Here is a 25,779-nt window from a genome sequence, read left to right as displayed (position 1 = left end):
CCGGCCCACTAAATGCACTGCCCCTTCTGCCAGAACAGCGACACCCGCGTGATCGATTCGCGCGTGTCCGAGGATGGGGCGACCATCCGGCGGCGGCGTGAGTGCGAGGCCTGCGGCGAGCGGTTCTCCACGCTGGAAACCATCGAGCTGCGCCTGCCGGCGATTATCAAGTCCGATGGCCGGCGCGATCCGTTCGACGCGCGCAAGCTGCGCCAGAGCTTCGACCGCGCGCTGCACAAGCGCGCGGTGTCCGAGGAGCAGGTCGAGGCGGCGGTGCGCGCGGTGATCCAGCAGCTGCGCCGCACCACCGAGCGCGAGCTGCCCTCGCGCCGGGTCGGCGAGTTCGTCATGGCCGAGTTGCGCAAGCTCGATCATGTGGCCTTCGTGCGCTATGCCTCGGTGTATCGCAGCTTCGAGGACGTGGCCGACTTCCGCGAGGAGCTGGACCGGCTCGAGCGCGACCTGCCCGGCGAAGGCCAGCTGCCGCTGCTCGGCGGCGAGGTGCTGCCCTTCGGCAAGGCCGGCGACAAGAACAAGAAGCGCTGACCGGCGCGGCCGTGCAGATCGCGCCGCTGTGCCATCACCGGCAGCATCTGGACAAGCTTGCGCGCACGCATGTGCAGGCCTTCGGCGCACTGCTGCCGGAGTGGACCTTCGAACAGGCCCGCGACGAACTCGCCACGCATGTCGCGCCCAACGCCGTCCCTAACACCTGGCTGGCGCTGGACGGTGCCGACTGGCTCGGTTCGGTGAGCCTGCTGGCCGAGGACGATCCGCGTCTGGCCGCGTACACGCCCTGGCTGGCCTCGCTGTACGTGCGCCCGGCCGCGCGTGCGCGGGGCGTGGGCGCGGCGCTGGTGCGGCACTGCGTGGCCGCCGCCGCCGCGCTGGGCGTCGCCCGCCTGCATCTGTACTGTGAGCCGGCGCGCGTGCCGTGTTACGCGCGGCTGGGCTGGACACGCCTCGACCACCTGCCGCTGGGAGCGTTGCAGGTGGTGGTGATGACCATCGAACCGGGATCGCCCCATGTCTGAGTTCTCCGCCACCGACCACGCCCACATGGCCCGCGCCCTGCGCCTGGCCCAGCGCGGCGCGTGGACCACCAAGCCCAATCCCATGGTCGGCTGCGTGATCGCGCACGGCGGCGAGGTGGTGGGCGAGGGCTTCCATCAGCGCGCCGGCGAGCCGCATGCCGAGGTGTTCGCGCTGCGCGCGGCCGGGCAGCGCGCGCGGGGGGCCACCGCCTACGTCACCCTGGAGCCCTGCGCCCATCACGGCCGCACGCCGCCCTGCGCCGATGCGCTGATCGCCGCCGGCGTGGCGCGCGTGGTCGCCGCCATGCGCGATCCCTTCGCCCAGGTCGACGGCGCGGGCTTCGGCAAGCTGCAGGCCGCGGGCATCGCCGTGCAGGTCGGCCTGCTTGAGGCGCAGGCGCGCGAGCTCAACCGCGGCTTCCTGTCGCAGGTGGTGCGCGGCCGGCCGTGGCTGCGGGTCAAGCTGGGCGCCAGCATCGACGGCCGCACGGCGATGGCCAGCGGCGAGTCCAAGTGGATCACCGGCGCGGCCGCGCGCGGGGACGTGCAGCGCTGGCGCGCGCGTTCCGGCGCCCTGCTGACCGGCGCGCGCACCGTCATCGCCGACGACCCCGCGCTGACCGCGCGACCGGAGGAAGACCAGCCCTTCGTGGCGCCGCTACGCGTGGTGCTCGACGCCACCCTGTCCAGCCTGGCCCACACCCGCGTGCAGCAAGGCGATGCGCCCACGCTCTACCTGCACGGCCCGCAGGCCCCGCGCGTGCCCGACCACGGCCAGGTGCACTACCAGGAAGTCCCGCTGCACGAGGGCCGGCTGGATCTGCGCGCGGTGCTGACGGTGCTGGCCCAGCACCGGATCAACGAGGTCCAGGTCGAGGCCGGCGCCACCCTGTCCGGCGCGCTGCTGGCCGCCGGCCTGGTCGACGAGCTGCTGCTCTACCAGGCGCCGACCCTGCTCGGCGACGCCGCCCGGCCGCTGCTGCACCTGGGCCTGGCCAGCCTGGCGCAGCAGCATCGCCTGCGCGTGATCGACCAGCGCCAGGTCGGCGCGGACCTGCGCCTGCTGCTGCGGCCGGCGGACTAAGGTCTGTCGTCCCATGCCTGTCGCCGCCTGGAACGCAGCCTTTCGCGGCGTGTGCAGCCTGCGCTGGTAGAATGCGCGCGCCGGTTCGCCGGCATCCTTAAAGAACGTCTTCAGGGCGGGGTGAGATTCCCCACCGGCGGTAGATGCGCCATCGGCGCATGAGCCCGCGAGCGCTGGGGTTGGTGGGTCCCTCTCGAGAGCGCGTCTCTCCGCTTGCGGACTTCACGCCTGCCACAGGTCAGCAGATCCGGTCCGATGCCGGAGCCGACGGTTGGCGCAGCCTTGCCGCGCCAGAGAGTCCGGATGAAAGAAGACGACCCGCATCGCGGCCCTTGGGCTGCGCGCGGGTCATGGCCTTGTGGCGTTTTTCGCTTTCCACTTTGCGAGAAACGTTGATCATGAATCAGAGTAGTGCGCGTATTGCCACCCTCCTGCCGCAGGAGGTGCGCTGATGTTCACCGGCATCATCGAGGGTGTCGGCCGTCTGGCCGCAGCCACCCCCGTCGGCGGCGATACCCGCTTCAGCTTCGAGGTCGGCACGCTGCCGTTCGACGCGGTGCAGCTGGGCGAGAGCATCGCCGTCAACGGCGTCTGCCTGACCGTGATCGCCTTCGACGCGAGCAGCTTCCAGGCCGATGCCTCGACCGAGACGCTGTCGCTGACCACGCTCGGTCAGCTGCCGGTCGGCGCGGCCCTGAACCTGGAGCGCGCGATGCGCCCGACCGATCGCCTCGGCGGCCATCTGGTCAGTGGCCATGTCGATGGCCTGGGCCGGGTGCTGTCGGTGCACGAGGACGCGCGCGCGCAGCGCTGGCGCTTTGCGGCGCCGGCCGCGCTGCTCAAGTACATCGCCAGGAAGGGCTCGATCTGCGTCGATGGCGTCAGCCTGACCGTCAACGAGGTCGATGACGAGGGCTTCGAGGTGGCGCTCATTCCGCACACCGTGGCGCATACGCGCTTCGCGCAGACCGGCGTGGGCGATGCGGTGAATCTGGAGATCGACCTGGTCGCCCGCTACGTCGAACGCCTGCTGGGCGAGCGCGGAGCCGCGCTGTGAACTTCGCGCCCATCCCCGAGATCCTGGAAGACATCCGCCAGGGCCGCATGGTCGTCATCGTCGATGACGAGGACCGCGAGAACGAAGGCGACCTGATCATGGCCGCCGAGTTGGTCAAGCCCGCGGACATCAACTTCATGGTCACCCACGGCCGCGGCCTGGTGTGCCTGCCGCTGACCCGCGAGCGCGCCGCGCAGCTGGGCCTGGCGCCGATGGTCCAGGCCAACACCGCCCAGTTCCAGACCAACTTCACCGTCAGCATCGAGGCCGCCGAAGGCGTCACCACCGGCATCTCGGCCTACGACCGCGCCCACACCATCCGCACCGCGGTCAAGCCCGACGCCAAGCCGGCCGACCTGCACCAGCCGGGCCACATCTTCCCGCTGATCGCCCAGCCCGGCGGCGTGCTCACGCGCGCCGGCCATACCGAGGCCGGCGTGGACCTGGCCATGCTGGCCGGCCTGGAGCCGGCCGGCGTGCTGGTGGAGATCCTCAATGCCGACGGCAGCATGGCGCGCCGCCCGCAGCTGGAGGTGTTCGCGCGCGAGCACGGGCTGAAGATGGGCTCGATCGCCGACCTGATCGCCTACCGCCTGGCGACCGAGCACACCGTCGAGCGCGTGGACGAACGCGACATCGACACCGAGTTCGGTCCGTTCCGCTTGGTCACCTACCGCGACCGCATCGCCCGCGAGCTGCACTTCGCCCTGGTCAAGGGCGCACCGCGGGCCGAGGTGCCGACGCTGGTGCGCGTGCAGGTGGAGAACCCGCTGGCCGACCTGCTGCACTGGCGGCGCGAGGACTTCGGCGTGGCCGCCACCGACGCGCTGCGCGCCATCGCCGCCGAAGGGCAGGGCGTGATGGTGGTGCTGTCGGCCCCGCGCGATTCCGACGCCCTGCTGGCGCGCCTGCTGCAGCAGCCCGCGCCGCGCGCGCCGGGCAAGGACAAGGACGTGGGCCAGTGGCGGCGCAACGGCGCCGGCGCCCAGATCCTGGCCGATCTGGGGCTGGGCAAGCTGCGCGTGCTGGGCACCCCGCGCCGCCAGGTCGGCCTGGCGGGGTATGGGCTGGAGATCGTGGAGACGGTGGAAGTCCCGCCGCCCGCCCGTGGCTGAGGCCGGCCTGCCCGCGCCTGATAAACTGTCCGACCCTCGATCCGCACGATTCCCATGACCCACTACGAAGGCGACCTGCGCACGGTCGGCGGTGCGCGTTACGCGATCATCGCCAGCCGCTGGAATGCGCGCATCACCGATGCGCTGGTGGCCGGCGCGCGCAAGGAGCTGGCCGGCAACGGCGTGGCCGAGGACGCGATCGATGTGATCCGCGTGCCGGGCGCGTGGGAGATCCCGGTGGTGGCCGCGCGCCTGGCGGCCGGCGGCGGGCATGCGGCGATCATGGCGCTGGGCTGCGTGATCCGCGGCGACACCCGCCACTACGAACACGTGGCCGACGGCTGCGCCGAAGGCCTGATGCGCGTGCAGCTGGACTACCGCCTGCCGGTGCTCAACGGCGTGCTGGCGGTCGAGGTGGCCGAGGACGCCGAGGCGCGCGCCGGTGGCAGCCACGGCAATAAGGGCGAGGAAGTGGCCCTGGCCGCGGTGGAAATGGTCAATCTGCTGGAGAAGCTGGCATGAGCCGTCCCGGTCCGCGTCGCGGCGATGGGGTCGATCCGGTCCTGCGCGCGCGTGCGCGCCGGCGTGCGCTGCAGGCGATCTACGCCTGGCAGCTGGCCGGCGGCACCACGCAGGCGGTGATCGCCCAGTTCGCCCACGAACAGGCCCACGAAGTGGCCGACCTGGAGTATTTCGAGGACCTGGTGCGCGGCGTCATGGCCCACCATGCCGAACTCGACCAGGCCCTGCTGCCGCACCTGGACCGCAACGTGGCCGAGGTCGACCAGATCGAGCGCGCGGTGCTGCGCATCGCCGCCTACGAGCTGCGCCACCGCATCGACGTGCCGTACCGGGTGGTGATCAACGAAGCCATCGAGACGGCCAAGCGCTTCGGCTCCGAACACGGCCACACCTACGTCAACGGGGTGCTGGACCGCGCCGCGCTCGAGTGGCGCCCGGCCGAAGCCAAGCATCCGCGCGCGAGCAAGTAAGCCGGGCCCGTTCCGTGGCATTCAACGTGTTCGTGGAGGCCAGGGAAACGGTCAACGTCGGTGGCGGCGTCTTCCTGTCCGATGCGGCGGTGGAGCAGCCCTTCTCGGTGGTGTTCGAGGACGACGGCGAAACCGGGTATTTCTACGCGCACCGCTGGAACACCGCGCTGGCGTTGTGGGAGATCGTCGACGCGCTGCATGTCTACAACGTCGAGGACGTGGTGGATCGCCAGGTCCCCGCGGAAGTGAAGATCGGCTGGTCGCGCGACGATGCCAAGGCGGTGCTGTTCATCAACGACCAAGCGCAGGCCGCATTCGATTTCCAGGAGAAGTGCGGCTATTGCCGCAGCGAATTCCCGGCACCTGCGCGCGAGTCCGGGTGGAGGCGCCCGGCCTGGAGCGACGAGGTCGAGGGGCTGTTCGCTTGACCGCCTCGCCGGCCGGATCCGAGTTCGACCTGATCGCGCGCATCCGTGCGCGCGCCGGCACGCGCGACGACGTGGTGCTGGGGATCGGCGACGATGCCGCGCTGCTGGCGATGCCGCCGGGCATGGCGCTGGTGGTCACGGCCGATACGCTCAATGCCGGCGTGCATTTTTTCCCCGACGTGGCGCCCGCCGACCTGGGCTGGAAGGCGCTGGCGGTGAATCTCTCCGATCTGGCGGCGATGGGCGCCAGACCCGCGTGGTGCACACTGTCGCTGTCCCTGCCGCAGGCCGATCCGGCCTGGATCGATGGCTTCCTCGATGGTTTCTGCGACCTGGCCGCGCGCCACGGCATCGCCCTGGTCGGCGGCGACACCACGCGTGGGCCGCTGTCGGTGTCGATCACGGCGATGGGCCATGTCGAGGCTGGCCATGCGCTGCGCCGCGACGGCGCGCAGGTGGGTGACGAGATCTGGGTGACCGGCACGCCGGGCGATGCGGCGGCGGCGCTGCAGTCGCTGCTGTCCGGCGCTGCGGTCGACCGCGCCCTGCGCGCGCGCCTGGACCGGCCCACGCCGCGTGTGGAGGCCGGACGCGGGTTGCTGGGCCTGGCCAGCGCCTGCGTCGACATCTCCGACGGACTGCTGGCCGACCTGGGTCATCTGTGCCAGCGCAGCGGGGTCGGCGCGCAGGTGCAGCTGGAACAGCTGCCGGTCTCGCGCGCGCTGGCGGCCTTCCGCCCGCAGCTGCGCTGGGCCTGGCAGGCCGGCGGCGGCGACGATTACGAGCTGTGTTTCACCGCCGCGCCGACGCGCGCCGACGAGGTGCGGGCGGCCCTGGATTTCGCCGGCGTGCCCGGTGCGCGCATCGGCCGCATCGTCGCAGGGCAGGGCGTGCGGGCCCTCGACGCCGCCGGCGAGCCCTGGCAGGCGCCGCGCGTGGGATACGACCACTTCGGCTGAAGCCCGGGGGCGCGGTCGGGCGCGCGGTTCCTCGCTCGGTGGGAGCCGCCATGGCGGCGATGAGGCCATCCCGGTAAAACCCCATCGCCGCCAGGGCGGCGCCCCCCCTGTAGAGCGGAGCTCGCTCCGCTGGGGCCTTCCCCATGAACCGAATGAAGAGCAGCGGAGTCCCCAAAAGGGGATTGCCACAAGCTCCGCTCTACAGGCAGGGCGTTGCGAGATTTGAGGAGACAGTCGCTCCCACCGGGCCGGCTCCCACACTGGCCCCGTGCTGCGCTGCAGCTTGGCTGCCTCCATACGCGCAAGTACGGTGTCATGGCCGCCCGCGGCGGGCGGCATTCGAACACCACGGCCGGCCTGCGCTCGCGGCGACCGGCTCTTGTCTGGGAGGGCGTTCCATGCACGGATTCACGCGGCGGGTTGGGCTGTTGCTGGTGCTGTGTCTTTGTTCGATGACGGCGTGGGCAGGCGGCTTCAACAAGACCTACGAGCGCATCGCCAGTTTCGATGGCACCGAACTGGGCGCGATGGTGCTGGTGCCGACCGGGCAGGGCAGCGGGCCGTTCCCGCTGGTGGTGATGCCGGCCAGCTGGTCGCTGCCCAACCTGGAGTACGTCGGCCGCGCCACCCAGATGGCGAGCCAGGGCTATGTGGTGGTGAGCTACACCTCGCGCGGCTTCTGGGACTCGACCGGGCAGATCGACGTGGCCGGGCCAGCCACGGTGGAGGACGTGAGTTCGGTGATCGACTGGGCGCTGGCGCATACCGCCGCCGACCCGGCGCGCATCGGCGTATCGGGCATCTCCTACGGCGCCGGCACCAGCCTGCTGGCCGCCGCGCGCGATCCGCGCATCAAGGCGGTGGCCGCGCTCAGCGGCTGGGCCGACCTGGAGGCCTCGCTCTACGCCAACCAGACCGTGAGCCAGCAGGCGGTGCTGATGCTGGCCGCCACCGGCAGCCTGACCGGCCGGCCCGGTCCTGACCTGCAGACGATCACCGCGAAGGTGGCCCTGGGCGACTTCGACGGCGCGGTGAACGGCTTCCTGCCGCAGGCCGCCAACCGCGGCGCGGTGCATGAGGTGGCGCAGATCAACCGCAACGGCACCGCGGTGCTGCTGGCCAATGCCTTCAACGATGGCCTGTTCCCGCCCAGCCAGTACGTGGCCTTCTACAACCAGCTGACCGGCCCGCGGCGCCTGATCTTCAGCCAGGGCGACCACGCCACGGCCGAACTGCCGGGCGCGCTGGGCCTGCCCAACGCGGTCTACGACGAGGCGGTGGCGTGGTTCGACCACTTCCTCAAGGGCCAGGCCAACGGCGTGGACGGGCGCGGCTCGGTGCGGCTGACCAGCATCGGCGGGCGCAACCTGGACTACGGCAGCTGGGCGCAGGTGCAGGCCGACCCCGTGGTCTACGGCCTGGGCCGGCCCACCGGCCTGCTGCGGCCGACCGGCACGCTGTCCAGCGGCGATGCCACCGGCTGGAGCGCCTCCATCCTGACCGGCATCCCGACCCTGGCCGATTCGGGTGTTGTCATGCTCAGCGGCCTGCTGCAGGCGTTCGGCCAGCCGATGAAGACCTCGATCCCGCTGGTCAGCCGCGTCGGCGGCGCGGTGTGGTCCGGGCCGGTACTCGAGCGCAATCGCGTGCTGGCCGGCGCGCCGAGCCTGCGCGTGACCGTCACGCCCAGCCAGTCGCACGTGACCCTGGTGGCCTACCTCTACAGCATGGATGCCCTGGGCACCGGCACGCTGCTCAGCTACAAGCCCTACAGCCTGCGCGATGCGGTGCCGGGCCAGGCGCGCACGCTGGAGATCGGCCTGGAAGCCGCCGCCGCCGAGATCCCGGCCGGCAGCCGCCTGGTCCTGGCGATCGACACGCTCGACCCGCGCTACACCGACGCCACCGATGTCGGCGGCAGCGTGGCCTTCGGGTCGCCCACCGCGGCGCCGTCGCGCCTGAGCGTGCCGCTGCGCTGACGCGCTAGGCCTCGTCGGCGCGGAAGGCGTCGCGCAGCCAGGTCAGCTGGGGGTTGGCGGGATCGCCGTGCGCTTCGACCACGTCGAAGCGGCACGGCAGGCTGGCCCAGCGCGGATGCTGGGCCAGATATAGCTGGGCCGCGTGGATCAGCTTGCGGCGCTTGGCCGCATCGACCGAGGCCGCGCCGCCGCCGAAGGTGCTGGCGCCGCGGTAGCGCACCTCCACGAACACCAGGCAGGCGCCGCCGCGCGCGGCCGCGTCGTGCATCACCAGATCCAGTTCACCGCCGCGGAAGCGGACATTGGCGGCGATCAGGCGCAGGCCGTCGCGTTCCAGCAGCGCGCGGGCCGCGGCTTCCGCCGCCGCACCGCGCGCCTGACGCTCGGCCATCGGGCCGCTCAGCCGCCGGCGATCGGCACCGGCACGCCGCCGCTGAAAGTCGCCCAGGCCGGCGCGCGCAGCACGGTGCCGAAGCCATCCAGGGTCAGCGTGCCGGTCGCGCCGCGCACATCGGCGTTGGCGTTGCCGACCAGGCGTGGCAGGTAGGCCGCCAGCTGCCAGGCGTCGTAGCCGAAGGCGAACAGGCGCGCCGCGCCGCCGCGGGCGGTCGGCAGCGTGGCCGCCACGGTCGCGGCCGAGGGCAGGCCGGTGACGCCATTGGCCGACCAGGTCTCGGTCGGGTAGATCACCCCATCGAGCACGTTGTCTTCCTCCGGCTTGCCGGTGCCCTGCACCAGCAGCGAGGTGCCCACCCGGGTCTTGCCGCCCAGTCCGGCCAGGGCCAGCTGCGGGGTCAGCACGCGCGCGGTCGAGCCGCGCACGGCCAGGAAGATCGCATCGATGTTCTTGCCCGCGGCCGCCGCCAGCGGCGCGGACAGGTCGGCCGGCGCGTCGCCCACGGTCATCACGTCGGCGACCACGCCGCCGCCTTCGCTGAAGCGCTTGCCGAAGGCATCGGCCGCGCGCCGGCTGCTCTCGTCGCTGCCGCCGATGATCAGCACGCGCTTGCGCTCGAGCTTGAGCAGGTAATCGGCCACGCTCACGCCCTCGGCCTCCGGCGCCAGCGAGAAGCTGGCCGCGCCCTGCGGCGGGTCCAGTTCGCCGCGATTGAGCGCCAGCACCGGCACGCTCAGGTTGCCCTGGCGGAACAGCGCATCGACCTGCTCGCGCCCCAGCGGGCCGACCACCAGCTCGGCGCCGTCGGCGACCGCGCGCGCATAGGCGCTGGTGGCATCGGCCGGGCTGCTGGCGGTGTCGTAGAAGCGGATCTCCGGACGGCGGCGGTGTTCGCCGTAATAGCCGGCCAGCAGGCCGTCGCGCACCGGTGCGGCGGCGGCGCTCAGCGGGCCGGACAGCGGCAGCAGCACGGCCAGCTTCTGCGGCGGGCGGTAGCCGTCGCGCTCGGCCGGTGGGCGGCCGTTGGCGTCGAAGTTCCACTTGCTGCCGTGGTCGAACGGATGCGGCAGCGGCAGCTTGCGCTCCAGCAGCGCGTTGCCGGCCAGCGGATAGAGCGGGTCGCCCGGCGGCAGCGCGGTGGCCTCGCGGGTCAGCGTGGCGTTGTCCAGCTCGGCCAGCAGTGCCTGGATGCGCCGGGTGTTGTCGCTCAGGGCCTGGCCGCTGAGGCCGGGGCGCTGGGCGGCCAGCTGCTGGGCCTGGATGAACGCCGCGTTCTGTTCGGCGCGCGTGGCGGTGCCCGCGCTCGGGGCCACCTGCGTGGTGGCGCAGCCGACCAGGAGCAGGCCGAGCAGGGCCGGGGCGAACAGCAGGGCAGTGCGCGTATGCATGGACAGTGCAGGGCCGGGTCTGGAGGAACGGGCTAGGATTCTACCCTTTGCCAGATGAGCGCCTCTCCATGGCCCAGCCCACCCTCCATGTCGTCGCCACGCCGATCGGCAACCTCGCCGATCTCTCGCCGCGCGCGCTGGAGACCCTGCGCGGCGTCGATGCCATCTGCGCCGAGGACACCCGCCGCACCGGCCAGCTGCTGGCGCATTTCGGCGTGTCCACGCCGCTGCTGGCCCTGCACGAACACAACGAGGAGGCGATCGCCGCGCGCATCGTCGCACGCCTGCTGGAAGGCCAGTCCCTGGCGCTGGTGTCCGACGCCGGCACGCCGCTGGTGTCCGATCCCGGCTACCGGCTGGTGCGCGCCGCGCGCGCGGCCGGCGTGCGGGTCAGCCCGGTGCCGGGCGCCTGCGCGGCGATCGCCGCGCTGAGCGTGGCCGGCCTGCCGAGCGATCGCTTCGTGTTCGAAGGCTTCCTGCCGGCCAAGGCCAGCGCCCGGCGCGACGCGCTGCGCGCGCTGGCCGGCGAGCCGCGCACGCTGGTGTTCTACGAGTCCTCGCACCGCATCGCCGAGTCGCTGGCCGACCTGGCGCAGGCCTTCGGCGCGGAACGTCCCGCTGCCATGGCGCGCGAGCTGACCAAGCTGTTCGAGACCGTGCTCGACGGCAGCCTCGGTACGCTGCTGGCGCAGGTGCAGGCCGACGACAACCAGCGCAAGGGCGAGTTCGTGGTGATGGTGCAGGGCGCCGGCGACGATGCCGACGCCCAGCTGGCCGAAGGCCACCGCGTCCACGCCCTGCTCAAGGCCCACCTGCCGCCCTCGACCGCCGCCAAGCTCGCCGCCGAGATCACCGGCGCGCCGCGCAAGGCGTTGTACGGGGCCTGAGGCGAGGAACGGGCGCGGCGGAATGGGAAGCGTGGAAGGCGTAGAGGCCGTTCGCGCCGACGGTTCCTTGGTTTTTCCCCCCTGGCTCCTGCCGGCATGCGACAATCCGCGACGGCGGAGCCGGCCGGACAGTCGCGTCGTCTGCTCCATTTCGATGGAAGCGGGCGCCGAGGAAAGTCCGGGCTCCACAGGGCACGGTGCCAGGTAACGCCTGGGCGGCGCGAGCCGACGGCCAGTGCAACAGAAAGCAAACCGCCGATGGCCCGCAAGGGATCAGGTAAGGGTGAAATGGTGCGGTAAGAGCGCACCGCGAGTCCGGCAACGGACCGGCACGGTAAACCCCACCGGGAGCAAGACCGAATAGGGACCTCATGACGCGGCCCGCGTCGGGTCCGGGTAGGTTGCTTGAGCGTATCGGTGACGATGCGCCTAGAGGAATGACTGTCCACGACAGAACCCGGCTTACAGGCCGGCTCCGCCACCTCCATCTCGCGCAGCGAGATGGAGCCCCCAAAACCTCGCACCGCTGCACGCGGCGCGACGTTTCGGGCCCCGGCGCTTTGCCCTCCACACCCCGCGCCTGTCGGCGCGCCCCCTGACTCAGGGGGCTTGAGTTCCCCAACAGGGCCTAGCGTCTTTTCTCGCCTTCTCGCCTTCTCGCCTTCTCGCCTTCTCGCCTTCTCGCAGGCGCAGGCGCAGGCGCAGGCGCAGGAACGTCGAATTTCAGGCCCCCTCCCTTGCGCGTAGCGCAGGGGAGGGTCGGGGAGGGGTTAGCTGTTGCTGTTGCTGTTGTCGTTGCCGTTGCCGTTGGCTCTTGGCCTCTTCAAGTTCCCCGCGAAAAGCGACGCCTCCCCCTCAATCGCTAGCCGCGATTTCGAGCTCCCCTGCGCTGCGCGCAAGGGAGGGGGCCAATCAAGCGGCCTGACACGACGCTGCCAACGCCAATCCCAATCCCAATCCCAATCCCTCAGATCTCCAGCCTGGTCTCCCCCACAGGAACACCATCAGGACCAAACCGCCGCTCAGCGATCCAGCCTCGGCCGGCGTGGTCGAGGGCGATCAGGGTGCTGGCGCGGGTGCCGTAGCGTGGGTCGGCGATGAAGGCGGCGGACAGGCGGCGCTCCAGGTCCAGGTCGATGCCGGTGTCGGGTAACTGGTCGTCCGGGGCGAGGCTGCGGTCGGCCAGGGCGGCCCACAGTGCGGCCGGGTCCTCGGCCGGGCCGTCCAGCCAGCCGGCCAGGGCCGCGCACAGGCGCCGGGTCTTGGGCCAGGGGGCGTCGAAGGGGCCGTTGGACACGCCGTGCACGCCCGGCGGCACGGTGCGTGTCTGCGGGCCGGGCCAGTTGCCCACGTAGCGGCAGTCGACCGCGTCGGCCAGCAGCAGGTTGAAGGGGGCGAAGGCCGCGGCGCGGGCGTGCAGGGCGTCGGCCGCCTCCGCCGCGGACGTCGGCCCGGCCAGGAAGTCGGCCACCAGCGCGCCGCGCGACGGGGCGCCGGGCGGGGCGGCCAGGCGCGGGTCGCGGACATTGGTCACCACGGCCATCCGCCCGTGGGGCCCCACGCCGGCCCAGCTGCCGCCGGAGCGCAGGTCGCGGCCGGCCATCACGCCGGGCCGGTCGGCCCAGGGCGCCAGCGCGGCGGTGGGACGGGCGTGGAATTCGTCGCGGTTGCCGGCCAGGACCAGGCGCCAGCGGGGGTGGGTTTTCCAGGCGATCGCGACCAGGCACATGCGCCCATTGTCGGCCGAGTCTGCGCAGTGCGCGCGCCCGGCCGCTGCCCGGGCGTGGCCGTGACAGCGGTCACTTCACATCCCCTGCACAGCCCTGAATCTCCGTCCAATCTCAAAATTTGAGACGAAACAGCAACTTGTGGATAAGGCTTGAACAAGTCTCTGAAGTTCGTTGCAAGCCATTGATCCGGAAAGTGATTTTCCCGTGTGCGAGTTGTTGACAACCCTTTGCCCAGTGCTAAGGTGGGCACGAGCGGGAAATCCGGGGTTTCTGTGGTTTTTCGTGGTTCAATGATCGCCGCAGTGCTGAAGTCGAGGTAGAGGGGACGTGTTCCAGGGCGAAACCGCCATCACAGTGGACGACAAGGGCAGGTTGGCGGTCCCCACCGCTTACCGTGACCAGGTCGCGCGCGCGTGCGGCAACCGCCTGGTGCTCACCTACAACCCCTTCGAGGCCGGCTGCCTGTGGCTGTACGACGCCACGGCCTGGGAGCGCGTGCGCGACGAGGTGATGGCCATGCCCAACACCAAGCGCACCGTGCGCACCCTGCAGCAGAAGCTGGTGGGCTCGGCCGCGTTCCTGGAGCTGGATGGCAACGGCCGGGTGACCGTGCCGCCGAGCCATCGCGCCGCGGTCGGCATCGAGAAGAAGGCCGTGCTGTTGGGCATGGGCGACAAGTTCGAACTATGGAGCGAGCAGGCGCACCGCGCGCAGATCCAGCAGACGTTGTCTGACGAGGATCTGGGCGAGGAGCTGCTCGAGCTCAGGCTGTGACGGCAGGTGCCCGGATGCGCCCCGACGCGCAGCCCGGCCACCTTCCGGTGATGTTCGCCCAGTGCATGGACGGGCTGCAGGTGAAGGTGGACGGAACGTATCTGGACGGCACGCTCGGCCGCGGCGGCCATGCGCGCGGCGTGCTGCAACGACTCGGCCCGGGAGGCCGACTGCTGCTGATGGACAAGGATCCCGACGCGATCGCCCATGCGCACGCCGTGTTCGACGGCGATGCACGCGTGTCGGTGTATCGCGGCAGCTTCGCCGAGCTGGCGCAGTGGGACGCCACGGCCGATGGCCTGGACGGCGTGCTGCTGGACCTGGGCGTGTCCTCGCCCCAGCTGGACGTGGCCGAGCGCGGCTTCTCCTTCGGCAAGGACGGCCCGCTGGACATGCGCATGGATCCTGACGCGGGCGAGAGCGCCGCGCAGTGGCTGGCGCGCGCCGAAGAATCCGAGATCGCCGACGTGCTGTGGCAGTACGGCGAGGAGCGTATGAGCCGGCGCATCGCCCGCGCCATCGTCGCGCGCCGCGGCGAGACTCCGCTGACCCGCACCGCGCAGCTGGCCGAGCTGATCGCCAGCGTGATGCCGCGCGGCAAGGACAAGATCCACCCGGCCACGCGCAGCTTCCAGGCCATCCGCATCCACATCAACCGCGAGCTGGCCGATCTGGAGCTGGGCCTGGACGCGGCGCTGTCGCGGCTGAAGGTCGGCGGCCGGCTGGCGGTGATCAGCTTCCATTCGCTGGAAGACCGCATCGTCAAGCGCTTCATCGCCGGCCACGCCAAGGCGCCGGCCGGCAACCGCCGCCTGCCGGTGGCGCAGGACTTCACGCCCACGCTGAAGATCATCCAGGACGCGGCCCGCGCCGACGCCGAGGAAACCGCCGCCAATCCGCGCGCCCGCAGCGCGGTGCTGCGCGTGGCCGAGAAGCTGGGGCAGGCCGCATGACCCGCCTGCTGCTCATCGTCGTGATCGTGGCCAACATCGCCACCGCCATCGCGGTGGTGTACGCGCGTCACCAGCACCGCGTGCTGTTCGTCCAGCTCAACCAGCTGGACAAGGCGCGCGATGAGCTGAACATCGAATTCGGCCGGCTGCAGCTGGAGCAGGCCACCGTGGGCGAGAGCAATCGCGTCGAGCGCATCGCGCGCGAGCGTCTGGGCATGAAGTCGCCCGAATCGGCAGACGTCGTGGTGATCCGCCCATGAGCCTGCGCGATGCCATCGAGCGGGTGATCAAGCGCAACGGCGAGCGCAAGGGTGCGCTGCCGCGCAACCGCAACCGCGCGCGCTACGACCTGCGCAACCGCCTGCTGCTGGTCGGCGGCGCGCTGGTGCTGTGCTCGGTCAGCCTGGTCGGCCGCGCCGCCTACGTGCAGCTGATCAACAGCGACTTCTATCAGAAGGAAGGCGACGCGCGGTTCACCCGCGAGCTGGCCATCCCCACCTCGCGCGGCATGATCACCGACCGCAATGGCGAGCCGCTGGCCGTGTCCTCGCCGGTGGAGTCGGTGTGGTGCGATCCGCGCGAACTGCTCAAGTCGCCCGACCGCCTGCCCGAGCTGGCCCAGGCGCTGGGCGAGCCGCTGGAGAGCCTGACCCGCCGCGTCAGCCAGAAGGCGGACAAGGAGTTCATGTATCTCAAGCGCCGCATCAATCCCGATGCGGCCAAGGCGATCCTGGCCCACGGCGTGCCCGGCGTGTATTCGCAGCGCGAGTACAAGCGCTTCTACCCGCAGGGCGAGGTGATGGCCCACATCCTGGGCTTCACCAACATCGACGACCGCGGCCAGGAAGGCCTGGAGCTGGCCTTCGACGACTGGCTGCGCGGCAAGCCGGGCCTGAAGAAGGTCATCCGCGATCAGGCCGGCCACATCGTGGAGAACATCGACCTGGTGCGCCCGGCGCAGCCGGGCAACGACCTGACCCTGAGCGTGGACCGTCGCATCCAGTACATCGCCGCGCGCGAGCTGCGCCGCGCGATCGACGACAACCAGGCCGCAGGCGGCTCGGTGGTGATCCTGGACGTGGCCACCGGCGAGGTGCTGGCCATGGCCAACCTGCCCACGTTCAACCCCAACGCGCAGGACCTGGGCAAGCCGGACGTGCACCGCAACCGCGCGGTCACCGACCTGGTCGAGCCGGGCTCGACGATGAAGCCCATCACCATCTCCACCGCGCTGGCGGCGGGTGTGGTCACGCCGAGCACGCTGATCGACACCAACCCGGGCTACATGGCGCTCAAGGGCGGCTTCACCATCCGCGACGTGCCGCGCAACAACGGCGTGCTGACCGTGGGCGGAGTGATCACGCACAGCTCCAACATCGGCGCGGCCAAGATCGCCGACAAGATCCAGGACCAGACCTTCTACAACACGGTCAAGGCCTTCGGTTACGGCAGCGCGCCGCATAGCGGATTCCCGGGTGAAGCCTCGGGTCTGTTCCCTTCGCCCGCGCGCTGGAGCGGCACGTCCAAGACCACGATGTCCTACGGCTACGGCCTGGCGGTGTCGCCGCTGCAGATCGCCCGCGCCTACGCGACCATCGGCAACGGTGGCGTGCTGGTCACCCCGACCTTCATCAAGGGCATGCGCAGCGAGAACAGCGTGCAGGTCGTGCCCCGCGAAGTGACCAAGCAGGTCATCGCCATGATGGAGACCGTGGTCACCCAGGGCGGCGCCAAGGATGCGGCCGTGCCGGGCTATCACGTGGCCGGCAAGACCGGTACCGCGCGCATCGCCTCGGGCGGCAGCTACGCCTCGGGCCACTACACCGCGCTGTTCGCCGGGCTGGTGCCGGCGACCAATCCGCGCTTCGTCATGGTCACCGTGATCCGCGACCCGCAGGCCGGCAAGTACTACGGCGGCCTGGTGTCCGCGCCGGTGTTCCACAACGTGATGGAAGACGCGCTGCGCCTGATGGACGTGCCGCCGGACGACATCGACAGCTGGCTGGCCGCGCAGGCCAAGGACGAGGCCAAGCGTGCCGCGCAGGCGCCCAAGCGTCCGCCGACCGTCGCCGCGCTGCCCAAGCCGTTGCCCGCGCCACTGCCCGCGCCGATCCAGGCCAAGGCCGAGCCGGCGCTGCCCAGGAGCCTGGAATGAGCCGCGCCATGGCCCTGTCCGCGCTGCTGCCCGACGTGCCCGCCGTCCCGGCGGGCCTGATCGTGCACGGGCTGACCCAGGACAGCCGCATCGTGCGGCCGGGCGATGCCTTCGTGGCCATCGGTCCGGTCGACAACAGCCCCTCGACCTGGCACGGGCTGGGCTTTGTCGAGCAGGCGCGCGCCGCCGGCGCGGCGGCGATCCTGTTCGAACCGCCGGCGCCCGACACGCTGCCGGCCCCGGCCGATGCGATCGCCGTGCCCGGTCTGCGTCATCGGCTGGGCGCGATGGCCGACACCTTCTACGGCCACCCCTCGCGGCAGATGACCGTGGTCGGGGTGACCGGCACCAACGGCAAGACCTCCTTCGTGCAGCTGCTCGGCCAGGCTTGGCATCTGCTCGGCGTGACCGGCGGCAGCATCGGCACGCTCGGCGCCGGCCTGTACGGGCAGGTGCAGCCGACCGGCTTCACCACGCCGCTGGTGCTGCAGACCCATGCGCTGCTGGCGCAGCTGCACGAGGCCGGCGCGCAGGCGGTGGCGATGGAAGTCAGCTCGCACGCGCTGGTGCAGACCCGCGTGGACGCGGTCGCCTTCGACGTGGCGGTGTTCACCAACCTCACCCGCGATCATCTGGACTACCACGGCACCATGGAAGGTTACGGCGCGGCCAAGGCGCGGCTGTTCCAGCGCGCCGGCCTGCGGGCCGCGGTGGTCAACCTGGACGATGCCTTCGGCGCGACCCTGCCGGGCAAGCTGGCCGACGGGGTGCAGCTGGTCGGCGTCAGCGCGCTCGGCGCGGCGCAGGCCGCCGTGCAGGCGCGCGATGTCGTGCTGGATGCGTCGGGCATCGGCTTCTCGCTGGCGCTCGGCGATGCCGTGCACCCGGTGCGCTCGCCGCTGCTGGGCCGCTTCAACGTGGACAACCTGCTGGCCGTGGCCGGCGTGCTGCATGCCACCGGCATCGCGCCGGCGCGCATCGCCCAGGTGCTGGGCCAGCTGCGGCCGATCCACGGCCGCATGAACCGCCTCGGCGGCGTCGACGGTCAGCCGCTGGTGGTGATCGATTACGCGCATACCCCCGACGCGCTGCAGCAGGCCTTGACCAGCCTGCGCGGCCACCTCGAGGGGCGCCTGATCTGCGTGTTCGGCTGTGGCGGCGACCGCGATCGCGGCAAGCGTCCGCAGATGGCGCGCATCGCGCAGCAACACGCCGACGCGGTGATCGTCACCGACGACAATCCGCGCAGCGAGGACGGCGATGCCATCGTCGCCGACATCGTGGCCGGATTCGACGCGCACGGCGCGCGCTTCGAGGTGCAGCGCGACCGCGCGCGCGCCATCGCCCACGCGGTGAGCCAGGCGCAGGCTGGCGACATCGTGCTGATCGCCGGCAAGGGGCATGAGCCCTATCAGGAAGTCCACGGCGTCAGGCATGCCTTCGACGACACCGTGCAGGCGCGGGCGGCCCTCGAGGCGCGCGCGACGCTGGACCGGGACCTGGAGGCGCGGCGATGAACCGCCTGCCCCTGTCGCTGATCGCGCACCTGGCCGGCGGCGAGCTGCATGGCGAAGACGTCACCGTGGCGGCGGTGTCCAACGACACCCGCGCGCTGCGCCCGGGCAGCCTGTACGTGGCCCTGCGCGGCGAGCGCTTCAACGGCCACGACTTCATCGCCCAGGCCGCCGCGCAGGGCGCCGGCGCGCTGCTGGTCGATCACGCCGTGGACAGCGCGCTGCCGCAGGTGGTGGTGGCCGACACGCAGCAGGCGCTGGCGCGCCTGGCCGCCGGCCTGCAGCGCGATCGCGCGGGCAAGGTGGTGGCCATCACCGGCAGCAACGGCAAGACCAGCGTCAAGGCGCTGGTGCTGTCCATCCTCGAGCGCGCCGGCCAGACCTGGTCGACACCGGGCAACCGCAACAACGAGATCGGCCTGCCGCTGGCGGTGATCGAGGCCCCGGACGCGGCCGAGTACGCCGTCTACGAGATGGGCGCCGGCAAGCCGGGCGACATCGCCTACCTGACCGACATCGCGCGCCCCGACGTGTCGCTGGTCAACAACATCGCACCGGCGCATCTGGAACGCATGGGCAGCCTGCTCGGCGTGGCCCAGACCAAGGGCGCGATCTACAGCGCGTTGCCCGACACGGGCGTGGCGGTGATCAACGCCGACGATGCCTTCGTCGAATACTTCGCCGGGCTGGCCGCGGGCCGGCGCGTGCTGCGCTTCGGCCTGGAAGGCAGCGCCGACATCCGTGCGCGCGACATCGTCACCGACGCGGAAGGCTCGCACTTCACCCTGCTCACCCCGCAAGGCGAGGCGCAGGTGCGTCTGCCGCTGCCGGGCCGGCACAACGTACGCAACGCGCTGGCCGCCACCGGCCTGGCGCTGGGCTGCGGCGTGGCGCTGGCCACCATCGTTGAAGGCCTGCAGGCCGCGCGCCCGGTCGCCGGCCGCCAGGTCTCGCACACGCTGCCCTCCGGCGCGGTGCTCATCGACGACAGCTACAACGCCAACCCCGGTTCGCTGGCCGCCGCGATCGACACGTTGGCCGCCACCACCCGGCACGGCTGGCTGGTGCTGGGCGACATGCGCGAGCTGGGGCCGGAAGGCGCGGCGCTGCACGCCGCCGCCGGCGCCCAGGCCAGGCAGGCCGGCATCGCCCGCCTGTACGCGCTGGGCGAACTGAGCGCCCACGCGGCCGCGGCCTTCGGCGACGGCGCGCGCGTGTTCGACAGCCACGCCGCGCTGGCCCAGGCGCTGGCCTCGGAGCTGGACGCGTCCGGTTCCGCTTCGCCGGTCTCGCGTCCCGTGATCCTGGTCAAGGGGTCCCGCGGCAGCGCGATGGACCGCATTGTCACCGCGCTGCTTCCCGCCGCGCCCGCGCAATCCACGGGAGGCACCGCGCATGCTGCTTGAACTGGCCCGCTGGCTGAGGCAACTGGACTCGGTCTTCGCGATCTTCAACTACCTGACCCTGCGCGCGATCCTGGCGGCGCTGACCGCGCTGTTCCTGTCGCTGTGGATGGGCCCGGCGGTGATCCGCCGGTTGGCGCAGTTCAAGGGCGGCCAGCCGATCCGCAGCGACGGCCCGCAGACGCATTTCTCCAAGGCCGGCACGCCGACCATGGGCGGCGCGCTGATCCTGATGACCGTGGCGCTGGCCACGCTGCTGTGGGGCGACCTGCGCAACCGCTACGTGTGGCTGGTGCTGGCGGTGATGGTGGCCTTCGGCGCGATCGGCTGGTACGACGACTGGATCAAGATCGTGCGCCGCGATCCCAACGGCCTGAAGTCGCGCTGGAAGTACCTGCTGCAGTCGATCTTCGGCCTGGCCGCGGGCATCTTCCTGTGGCACACCGCGGATGTGGCGGCGGCGACCACGTTCTACATCCCGCTGTTCAAGGCCGTGGCGCTGCCGCTGGCCGGGGTGGGCTTCGTCACCATCGCCTACTTCTGGATCGTGGGCTTCTCCAACGCGGTCAACCTCACCGACGGCCTGGACGGGCTGGCGATCATGCCGACCGTGCTGGTGGCCTGCGCGCTGGCGGTGTTCGCCTACGCCTCGGGCAACGTGGTGTTCTCCAACTATCTGCAGATCCCGCAGGTCCCGGGCGCGGGCGAGCTGGTGATCATCTGCGCGGCCATCGCCGGCGCGGGCCTGGGCTTTCTGTGGTTCAACACCTATCCGGCGATGGTGTTCATGGGCGACATCGGCGCGCTGGCGCTCGGTGCGGTGCTCGGCACCATCGCGGTGATCGTGCGTCAGGAACTGGTGCTGGTGGTGATGGGCGGCATCTTCGTCGTCGAGACGCTCTCGGTGATGATCCAGGTGGCCAGCTTCAAGCTCACCGGCAAGCGCGTGTTCCGCATGGCGCCCATCCATCACCACTTCGAACTCAAGGGCTGGCCCGAACCGCGCGTCATCGTCCGGTTCTGGATCATTTCGGTGATCCTGGTCCTTGTCGGTCTGGCCACGTTGAAGGTGCGCTGATGAACGACTTCCGCAAGCAGGCCATGCGCCTGGAATCGATCGGTGGGCAGTACGACTTCTGGCTGGTGGCCGCCGCCGGGGCGCTGGCGGCGATCGGCGTGGTGATGGTGGCCTCGGCCTCGATCGCCATGGCCTCCACGCCGTACTACTACCTGAGCCGCCACGTGGTGTTCCTGGCGCTGGGCGTGGGCCTGGCGATCACCGCCATGCGCATGGAGCTCAAGTCCATCGAGAAGTACAACCAGCTGCTGCTGCTGGGCTGCTTCGCGCTGCTGGTGGTGGTGTTCGTGCCGGGGCTGGGCAGCACGGTCAACGGCGCGCGGCGCTGGATCAATCTGGGCTTCACCCGCTTCCAGACGGTCGAGGCGGTCAAGGTGCTCTACATCGTCTGGCTGGCCAGCTACCTGGTGCGCTTCCGCGACGAGGTCAATGCGACCTGGGGCGCGCTGATCAAGGCGATCGGCGTGGTGCTGGTGCTGATCGCGCTGCTGCTGCTGCAGCCGGACTTCGGTTCGTCCACGCTGCTGCTGGGCATCACCGCCGGCATGCTGATCCTGGGCGGCGCCAACCTGCCGCGCATGACCATGCCGGTGCTGGCGCTGCTGCCGGCGCTGGTGGCGCTGGTGGTGTTCGAGCCCTACCGCATGCGCCGCGTCACCTCCTTCCTGGATCCGTGGAAGGACCAGCTGGGTTCGGGCTATCAGTTGTCCAACGCGCTGATGGCCATCGGCCGCGGCGAATGGACCGGCGTGGGCCTGGGCAGCTCGGTGCAGAAGCTCAACTACCTGCCCGAGGCGCACACCGACTTCATCTTCTCGGTGATCGGCGAGGAGCTCGGCTTCCTCGGTGTGTGCGCCATCATCGGCCTGTACGCGCTGCTGGTCGGCCGCGCGCTGTATGTCGGCTACCGCTGCATCGGCCGCAACCGTCACTTCGCCGGCTACATCGCCTTCGGCATCGCGCTGTGGATCGGCATGCAGGCCTTCGTCTCGATCGGCGTCAACCTGGGCCTGCTGCCGACCAAGGGCCTGACCCTGCCGCTGATCTCCTCCGGCGGCTCGTCGGTGCTGATGACCTGCGCGGCGATGGGCCTGCTGCTGCGCGTGTCCTACGAACTCAGCCGTGCCGAGAAGCACATCGCGCTGACCCGCGGCGAGACGGTGGTCGTGGCCGATCCCAAGGCGCCGGCGTCCAAGCCCGCGCGCGCCGCGGAAGCCGAAGCGCCGCAGCCGGCACCGGCCAAGGCCGCCGTGCGCGGCAACGCGCGCCCGCAACGCATCGAACCCACTTTCGAGCGGATTGGTTGATGGCAGGCAACGCGCCCGTGATGATCCTGGCCGGCGGCACCGGCGGCCACATCTTCCCCGCGCTGGCCGTGGCCAAGGTGCTGCGCGCGCGCGGCGTGCCGGTGACCTGGCTGGGCGCCGACGGACAGATGGAAACGCGCCTGGTGCCGCAGCACGACATCGCGCTGGACACCATCGCGGTCAAGGGCCTGCGCGGCAAGGGCGCCGCGGCGCTGTTCGGCGCGCCCCTGCGCATCGCCGCGGCGGTCATGGCCGCCGCCGGCGTGCTGCGCCGGCGTGCGCCGCGCGCGGTGATCAGTTTCGGCGGCTATGCGGCCGGCCCGGGTGGCGTGGCCGCCCGGCTGCAGGGCCGGCCGCTGCTGGTGCACGAGCAGAACCGCGCGCCGGGCATGACCAACAAGCTGCTGTCCCGTGTCGCGCGCCGCGTGCTGACCGGCTTCCCGGGCAGCTTCGCCACGCGCGAGGAAGCCGTCGGCAACCCGGTGCGCGAGGAGATCGCCGCCATCGCCCCGCCGCGCGAACGCCTGGCCGGTCGCGAAGGCCCGCTGCGCCTGCTGGTGCTGGGCGGCAGCCAGGGCGCGCGCGCGCTCAACACCGCCGTGCCGCAGGCGCTGGCCGCGCTGAAGCTGGACGCGCAGGTGCGCCACCAGTGCGGCGAGAAGCTGCGCGCCGAGGCCGACGCGGCCTACGCTCAGGCCGGCGTGCCCGCCAGCGTGGAGAGCTTCATCGCCGACATGGCGCAGGCCTATGCCTGGGCCGACCTGGTGGTGTGCCGCGCCGGCGCCTCGACCCTGGCCGAGCTGTGCGCCGCCGGCATCGGCAGCGTGCTGGTGCCCTTCGCCGCGGCGGTGGACGACCACCAGACCCGCAACGCGCAGTACCTGGTCGAACACGGCGCCGCGGTGCTGCTCAAGCAGGACGACAGCTTGAACGTGCACCTGCAGCGCGTGCTGGCCGTGCTCTCGGCCGACCCGCAGCGCCGGCTGGACATGGCCATCGCCGCGCGCGGGCTGGCCCGCATCGATGCGGCCGAACGCATCGCAGACATCATTCTGGAGGAAGCCGCATGATTTCCGCGGCGCGTGAACGCCGGCTGCAGAACACCGGCAACCTGGCGCAGGCCTTTCGCCGTGTGCACTTCGTCGGCATCGGCGGCTCGGGCATGAGCGGCATCGCCGAGGTGCTGTGCACGCTGGGCTACGAGGTCTCCGGTTCGGACGCGTCGGAGAACGCGGCGACCCGGCGCCTGGCCTCGCTCGGCGCGCGCGTGATGCGCGGCCACAACGCCTCCAACGTGCTGGGCACCGACTGCGTGGTCGTCTCCAGCGCGATCAAGGCCGACAACCCCGAGCTAATGGAGGCGCGCAGCCAGCGCATCCCGATCGTGCCGCGCGCGATGATGCTGGCCGAGCTGATGCGCTTCCGCCGCGGCATCGCCGTGGCCGGCACGCACGGCAAGACCACTACCACCTCGCTGACCGCGGCGGTGCTCAGCGAGGGCGGCCTGGACCCGACCTATGTCATCGGCGGCCAGCTGCTCTCGGCCGGCGCCAACGCCAAGCTCGGCGACGGCCAGTGGCTGGTGGCCGAGGCCGACGAGAGCGACGGCAGCTTCCTGCGCCTGAATCCGCTGATCGCGGTCATCACCAACATCGATGCCGATCACCTGGAGAACTACGGCAACGACTTCGCCCGCGTGCAGGCGGCCTTCGCCGAGTTCCTGCAGCGCCTGCCCTTCTATGGCCTGGCCGTGCTGTGCATCGACGATCCGGAAGTGGCCGCGCTGGCCGCCGAGACGCCGCGCCATGTGATGACCTACGGCCTGTCCGACGGCGCCGACATCCGCGCCGAGAACGTGGTGCAGGAGGCCGGGCGCATGCGCTTCACCCTGTGCCTGCCCGAGGACGTGTCGGTCGGCGTGACCCTGGCGCTGCCGGGCAAGCACAACGTGCTCAACGCGCTGGCCGCCGCCGCGGTGGGCTGGCAGCTGGGCGTGCAGCCGGGCACGATCGCGCGCGCCCTGGCCAACTTCTCCGGCATCGGCCGGCGCTTCAACGACCTGGGCGCCATCGACACTGGGCGCGGCGCGACCGTGCAGCTGATCGACGACTACGGCCACCATCCCAAGGAGCTGGCCGCGGTGTTCGCCGCCGCGCGCGGCGGCTGGCCGGACAAACGCCTGGTGGTGGCCTTCCAGCCGCATCGCTACAGCCGCACGCGCGATCAGTTCGACGCCTTCGCCGCGGTGCTGAGCGAGGTCGACGCGCTGGTGCTGAGCGAGGTCTATCCGGCCGGCGAGGCGCCGATCGCCGGGGCCGACGCCAAGTCGCTGGCGCGCGCCATCCGCGCGCGCGGCCGCAACGAGCCGGTCGTGGTCAGCAGCGTGGCCGACCTGTCCACCGTGCTGCCCGACGTGCTGGCAGACGGCGACCTGCTGCTGATGATGGGCGCCGGCGACATCGGCGCGGTCGCCCAGCAGATCGCCGCGCAGGGCTTCGGCCCGGGAGGCCAGGCATGAGCGCGCTGTCGCTTCCGTCCTCGCGCATCGCCGATGCGGCCGCGTTCGGCCGCGTCGCGGTGCTGATGGGGGGCACCTCCAGTGAGCGCGAGGTGTCGCTGAACTCCGGCGCCAACGTGCTCGAGGCGCTGACCGCGCGCGGCGTGGACGCCTTCGCGGTCGATGGCATCCCCGCGCTGGCCACGCTGCTGGCGCAGGGCGGCTGCGATCGCGTGTTCAACGTGCTGCACGGTCACAACGGTGGCGGTGAGGACGGCGTGGTCCAGGGCCTGATGACGGCCTTCGGCGTGCCTTATACCGGCTCGAACGTGCTCGGCTCGGCGCTGAGCATGGACAAGGTGCGCACCAAGCAGGTCTGGCTGTCGCTGGGTCTGCCGACCCCGCGCTACGTGCGCCTGGCGGCGACGGCCGATGCGCAGGATCCCGCGAGTGCCGCTGAAGGCAGGATGCCGAAAGCGGCCGTGCACGCCGCGGCCGCCGAGCTGGGCCTGCCGGTGATCGTCAAGCCGGCCAACGAAGGCTCCAGCGTCGGCGTCACCCGCGTGTTCGAGGACGCGCAGCTGGACGAGGCGGTGGCGCTGGCCGCGCGCTACGACGGCGAGCTGCTGATGGAGCAGCTGGTGGTCGGCGACGAGCTGACCGTCGGCATCCTCGGCCAGACCGCGCTGCCCTCGATCCGCATCGTGCCCAAGGGCGCCTGGTACGACTACAACGCCAAGTACATCGCCGAGGACACCCAGTACCTGTGCCCCGGCCTGGAGGGAGAGGCCGAGGAAGAGATCCGGCGCATCGCGCTGGCCGCCTTCAACGCCGCCGGCTGCGGCGGCTGGGGCCGCGTGGACGTGATGCGCGACGCCGCCAGCGGCGCGTTCTTCCTGCTCGAGGTCAACACCGCGCCGGGCATGACCAGCCACTCGCTGGTGCCCAAGGCCGCGCGCCAGGCAGGGCTGGGGTTCGAGGATCTGTGCTGGCGCATCCTGGAGCAGACGGTATGAAGCCGGGATTCGGGATTCGGGATTCGGGATGG

At 71.4% G+C, this 25,779-nt stretch carries 24 protein-coding genes, 1 other RNA gene, 1 pseudogene and 1 riboswitch; of the genes and pseudogenes, 23 read left to right on the top strand and 3 right to left on the bottom strand.

From position 1 onward, the window contains the following. The first annotated feature begins 12 nt into the window (after positions 1-12). The 10 genes from nrdR (at position 13) to WFQ05_RS13755 (ending at position 8,648) form a co-directional block, all read left to right on the top strand. On the top strand, positions 13-546 hold the full coding sequence (nrdR, locus tag WFQ05_RS13800) for a transcriptional regulator NrdR (RefSeq protein ID WP_130515424.1): 534 nt from the start codon (positions 13-15) through the stop codon (positions 544-546). Between the two features lie 11 nt (positions 547-557). Next, positions 558-1,034, top strand: a complete 477-nt coding sequence (locus WFQ05_RS13795; RefSeq protein ID WP_337054236.1) for a GNAT family N-acetyltransferase — start codon at positions 558-560, stop codon at positions 1,032-1,034. Further along, the gene (gene ribD / locus WFQ05_RS13790; RefSeq protein ID WP_337054235.1) at positions 1,027-2,118 is read left to right on the top strand and encodes a bifunctional diaminohydroxyphosphoribosylaminopyrimidine deaminase/5-amino-6-(5-phosphoribosylamino)uracil reductase RibD; all 1,092 of its coding nucleotides are present in this window, start codon (positions 1,027-1,029) and stop codon (positions 2,116-2,118) included. Before WFQ05_RS13795 ends, ribD begins: the two co-directional genes overlap by 8 nt. A gap of 102 nt (positions 2,119-2,220) precedes the next feature. Further along, positions 2,221-2,437, top strand: a riboswitch (FMN riboswitch). 132 nt (positions 2,438-2,569) lie between these two features. Next, positions 2,570-3,175: a riboflavin synthase gene (locus WFQ05_RS13785; protein WP_337054234.1), complete on the top strand. Its 606-nt coding sequence runs from the start codon at positions 2,570-2,572 to the stop codon at positions 3,173-3,175. After that, entirely contained in the window at positions 3,172-4,290 is a 1,119-nt protein-coding gene (gene ribB / locus WFQ05_RS13780; RefSeq protein ID WP_130515438.1) for a 3,4-dihydroxy-2-butanone-4-phosphate synthase, read from the top strand. Before WFQ05_RS13785 ends, ribB begins: the two co-directional genes overlap by 4 nt. A gap of 54 nt (positions 4,291-4,344) precedes the next feature. Beyond that, complete coding sequence (gene ribH, locus WFQ05_RS13775; protein WP_130515439.1) at positions 4,345-4,812, top strand: 6,7-dimethyl-8-ribityllumazine synthase; 468 nt, start codon at positions 4,345-4,347, stop codon at positions 4,810-4,812. Next, complete coding sequence (gene nusB, locus WFQ05_RS13770) at positions 4,809-5,282, top strand: transcription antitermination factor NusB (RefSeq protein WP_130530729.1); 474 nt, start codon at positions 4,809-4,811, stop codon at positions 5,280-5,282. Before ribH ends, nusB begins: the two co-directional genes overlap by 4 nt. 14 nt (positions 5,283-5,296) lie before the next feature. After that, a complete protein-coding gene (locus tag WFQ05_RS13765) occupies positions 5,297-5,710 on the top strand; it encodes a DUF2251 domain-containing protein (RefSeq protein WP_337054233.1) in 414 nt (137 codons plus the stop codon). Further along, complete coding sequence (thiL, locus tag WFQ05_RS13760) at positions 5,707-6,669, top strand: thiamine-phosphate kinase (RefSeq protein WP_337054232.1); 963 nt, start codon at positions 5,707-5,709, stop codon at positions 6,667-6,669. Before WFQ05_RS13765 ends, thiL begins: the two co-directional genes overlap by 4 nt. 398 nt (positions 6,670-7,067) lie before the next feature. Continuing rightward, positions 7,068-8,648 (top strand): CocE/NonD family hydrolase, encoded by a 1,581-nt coding sequence (locus WFQ05_RS13755; RefSeq protein WP_337054231.1) that lies wholly within the window; start codon positions 7,068-7,070, stop codon positions 8,646-8,648. Positions 8,649-8,652: 4 nt separating this feature from the next. Here the strand turns inward: WFQ05_RS13755 and WFQ05_RS13750 are convergent, their stop codons facing one another. Both WFQ05_RS13750 and WFQ05_RS13745 read right to left on the bottom strand, forming a co-directional pair. Further along, on the bottom strand, positions 8,653-9,039 hold the full coding sequence (locus WFQ05_RS13750) for a YraN family protein (protein WP_337054230.1): 387 nt from the start codon (positions 9,037-9,039) through the stop codon (positions 8,653-8,655). Between the two features lie 8 nt (positions 9,040-9,047). Next, positions 9,048-10,271 (bottom strand): annotated as a pseudogene (locus WFQ05_RS13745) (penicillin-binding protein activator); the annotation flags it as partial. Between the two features lie 230 nt (positions 10,272-10,501). On the opposite strand from WFQ05_RS13745, the gene rsmI reads away from it, so the two are divergent. Both rsmI and rnpB read left to right on the top strand, forming a co-directional pair. After that, positions 10,502-11,320: a 16S rRNA (cytidine(1402)-2'-O)-methyltransferase gene (gene rsmI / locus WFQ05_RS13740; protein ID WP_130561221.1), complete on the top strand. Its 819-nt coding sequence runs from the start codon at positions 10,502-10,504 to the stop codon at positions 11,318-11,320. 116 nt (positions 11,321-11,436) lie between these two features. Further along, positions 11,437-11,801: RNase P RNA component class A (rnpB, locus tag WFQ05_RS13735), an RNA gene on the top strand. Between the two features lie 486 nt (positions 11,802-12,287). Here the strand turns inward: rnpB and WFQ05_RS13730 are convergent. Then, complete coding sequence (locus tag WFQ05_RS13730) at positions 12,288-13,049, bottom strand: NRDE family protein (RefSeq protein ID WP_337054229.1); 762 nt, start codon at positions 13,047-13,049, stop codon at positions 12,288-12,290. Positions 13,050-13,377: 328 nt separating this feature from the next. Between WFQ05_RS13730 and mraZ the strand changes: the two genes are divergently transcribed. Genes mraZ through WFQ05_RS13675 form a run of 11 tightly spaced genes read left to right on the top strand, consistent with a single transcriptional unit; the run spans position 13,378 to position 25,747 of the window. After that, entirely contained in the window at positions 13,378-13,824 is a 447-nt protein-coding gene (mraZ, locus tag WFQ05_RS13725; protein ID WP_130515456.1) for a division/cell wall cluster transcriptional repressor MraZ, read from the top strand. Positions 13,825-13,838: 14 nt separating this feature from the next. Next, entirely contained in the window at positions 13,839-14,777 is a 939-nt protein-coding gene (gene rsmH / locus WFQ05_RS13720) for a 16S rRNA (cytosine(1402)-N(4))-methyltransferase RsmH (RefSeq protein WP_337054228.1), read from the top strand. After that, complete coding sequence (ftsL, locus tag WFQ05_RS13715) at positions 14,774-15,037, top strand: cell division protein FtsL (protein ID WP_130515460.1); 264 nt, start codon at positions 14,774-14,776, stop codon at positions 15,035-15,037. Before rsmH ends, ftsL begins: the two co-directional genes overlap by 4 nt. Next, positions 15,034-16,932, top strand: coding sequence for a penicillin-binding transpeptidase domain-containing protein (locus WFQ05_RS13710; protein WP_130530744.1), 1,899 nt, complete (start codon positions 15,034-15,036; stop codon positions 16,930-16,932). Before ftsL ends, WFQ05_RS13710 begins: the two co-directional genes overlap by 4 nt. After that, on the top strand, positions 16,929-18,449 hold the full coding sequence (locus tag WFQ05_RS13705; RefSeq protein ID WP_337054227.1) for a UDP-N-acetylmuramoyl-L-alanyl-D-glutamate--2,6-diaminopimelate ligase: 1,521 nt from the start codon (positions 16,929-16,931) through the stop codon (positions 18,447-18,449). Before WFQ05_RS13710 ends, WFQ05_RS13705 begins: the two co-directional genes overlap by 4 nt. After that, positions 18,446-19,852 carry a UDP-N-acetylmuramoyl-tripeptide--D-alanyl-D-alanine ligase gene (gene murF / locus WFQ05_RS13700; RefSeq protein WP_337054226.1) on the top strand — a complete coding sequence of 469 codons (1,407 nt, stop codon included), beginning with the start codon at positions 18,446-18,448 and terminating at the stop codon, positions 19,850-19,852. Before WFQ05_RS13705 ends, murF begins: the two co-directional genes overlap by 4 nt. Then, positions 19,842-20,927, top strand: a complete 1,086-nt coding sequence (mraY, locus tag WFQ05_RS13695; RefSeq protein WP_130515468.1) for a phospho-N-acetylmuramoyl-pentapeptide-transferase — start codon at positions 19,842-19,844, stop codon at positions 20,925-20,927. Before murF ends, mraY begins: the two co-directional genes overlap by 11 nt. Beyond that, positions 20,927-22,234, top strand: coding sequence for a putative lipid II flippase FtsW (gene ftsW, locus WFQ05_RS13690; RefSeq protein WP_130523188.1), 1,308 nt, complete (start codon positions 20,927-20,929; stop codon positions 22,232-22,234). The genes mraY and ftsW overlap by 1 nt, the downstream gene beginning before the upstream one ends. Next, positions 22,234-23,304: an undecaprenyldiphospho-muramoylpentapeptide beta-N-acetylglucosaminyltransferase gene (gene murG / locus WFQ05_RS13685; protein WP_130530752.1), complete on the top strand. Its 1,071-nt coding sequence runs from the start codon at positions 22,234-22,236 to the stop codon at positions 23,302-23,304. The genes ftsW and murG overlap by 1 nt, the downstream gene beginning before the upstream one ends. After that, positions 23,301-24,752, top strand: coding sequence for a UDP-N-acetylmuramate--L-alanine ligase (gene murC / locus WFQ05_RS13680; RefSeq protein ID WP_337054225.1), 1,452 nt, complete (start codon positions 23,301-23,303; stop codon positions 24,750-24,752). The genes murG and murC overlap by 4 nt, the downstream gene beginning before the upstream one ends. Next, on the top strand, positions 24,749-25,747 hold the full coding sequence (locus WFQ05_RS13675; RefSeq protein WP_337054224.1) for a D-alanine--D-alanine ligase: 999 nt from the start codon (positions 24,749-24,751) through the stop codon (positions 25,745-25,747). Before murC ends, WFQ05_RS13675 begins: the two co-directional genes overlap by 4 nt. The last annotated feature ends 32 nt before the right edge of the window (positions 25,748-25,779 follow it).

The sequence above is a fragment of the Pseudoxanthomonas sp. USHLN014 genome, assembly GCF_037153335.1.
Taxonomy (GTDB): domain Bacteria; phylum Pseudomonadota; class Gammaproteobacteria; order Xanthomonadales; family Xanthomonadaceae; genus Pseudoxanthomonas_A; species Pseudoxanthomonas_A winnipegensis.
The sequence above is the reverse complement of the archived record's forward strand: the minus strand, read 5'-3'. Positions and strand labels throughout refer to the sequence as shown.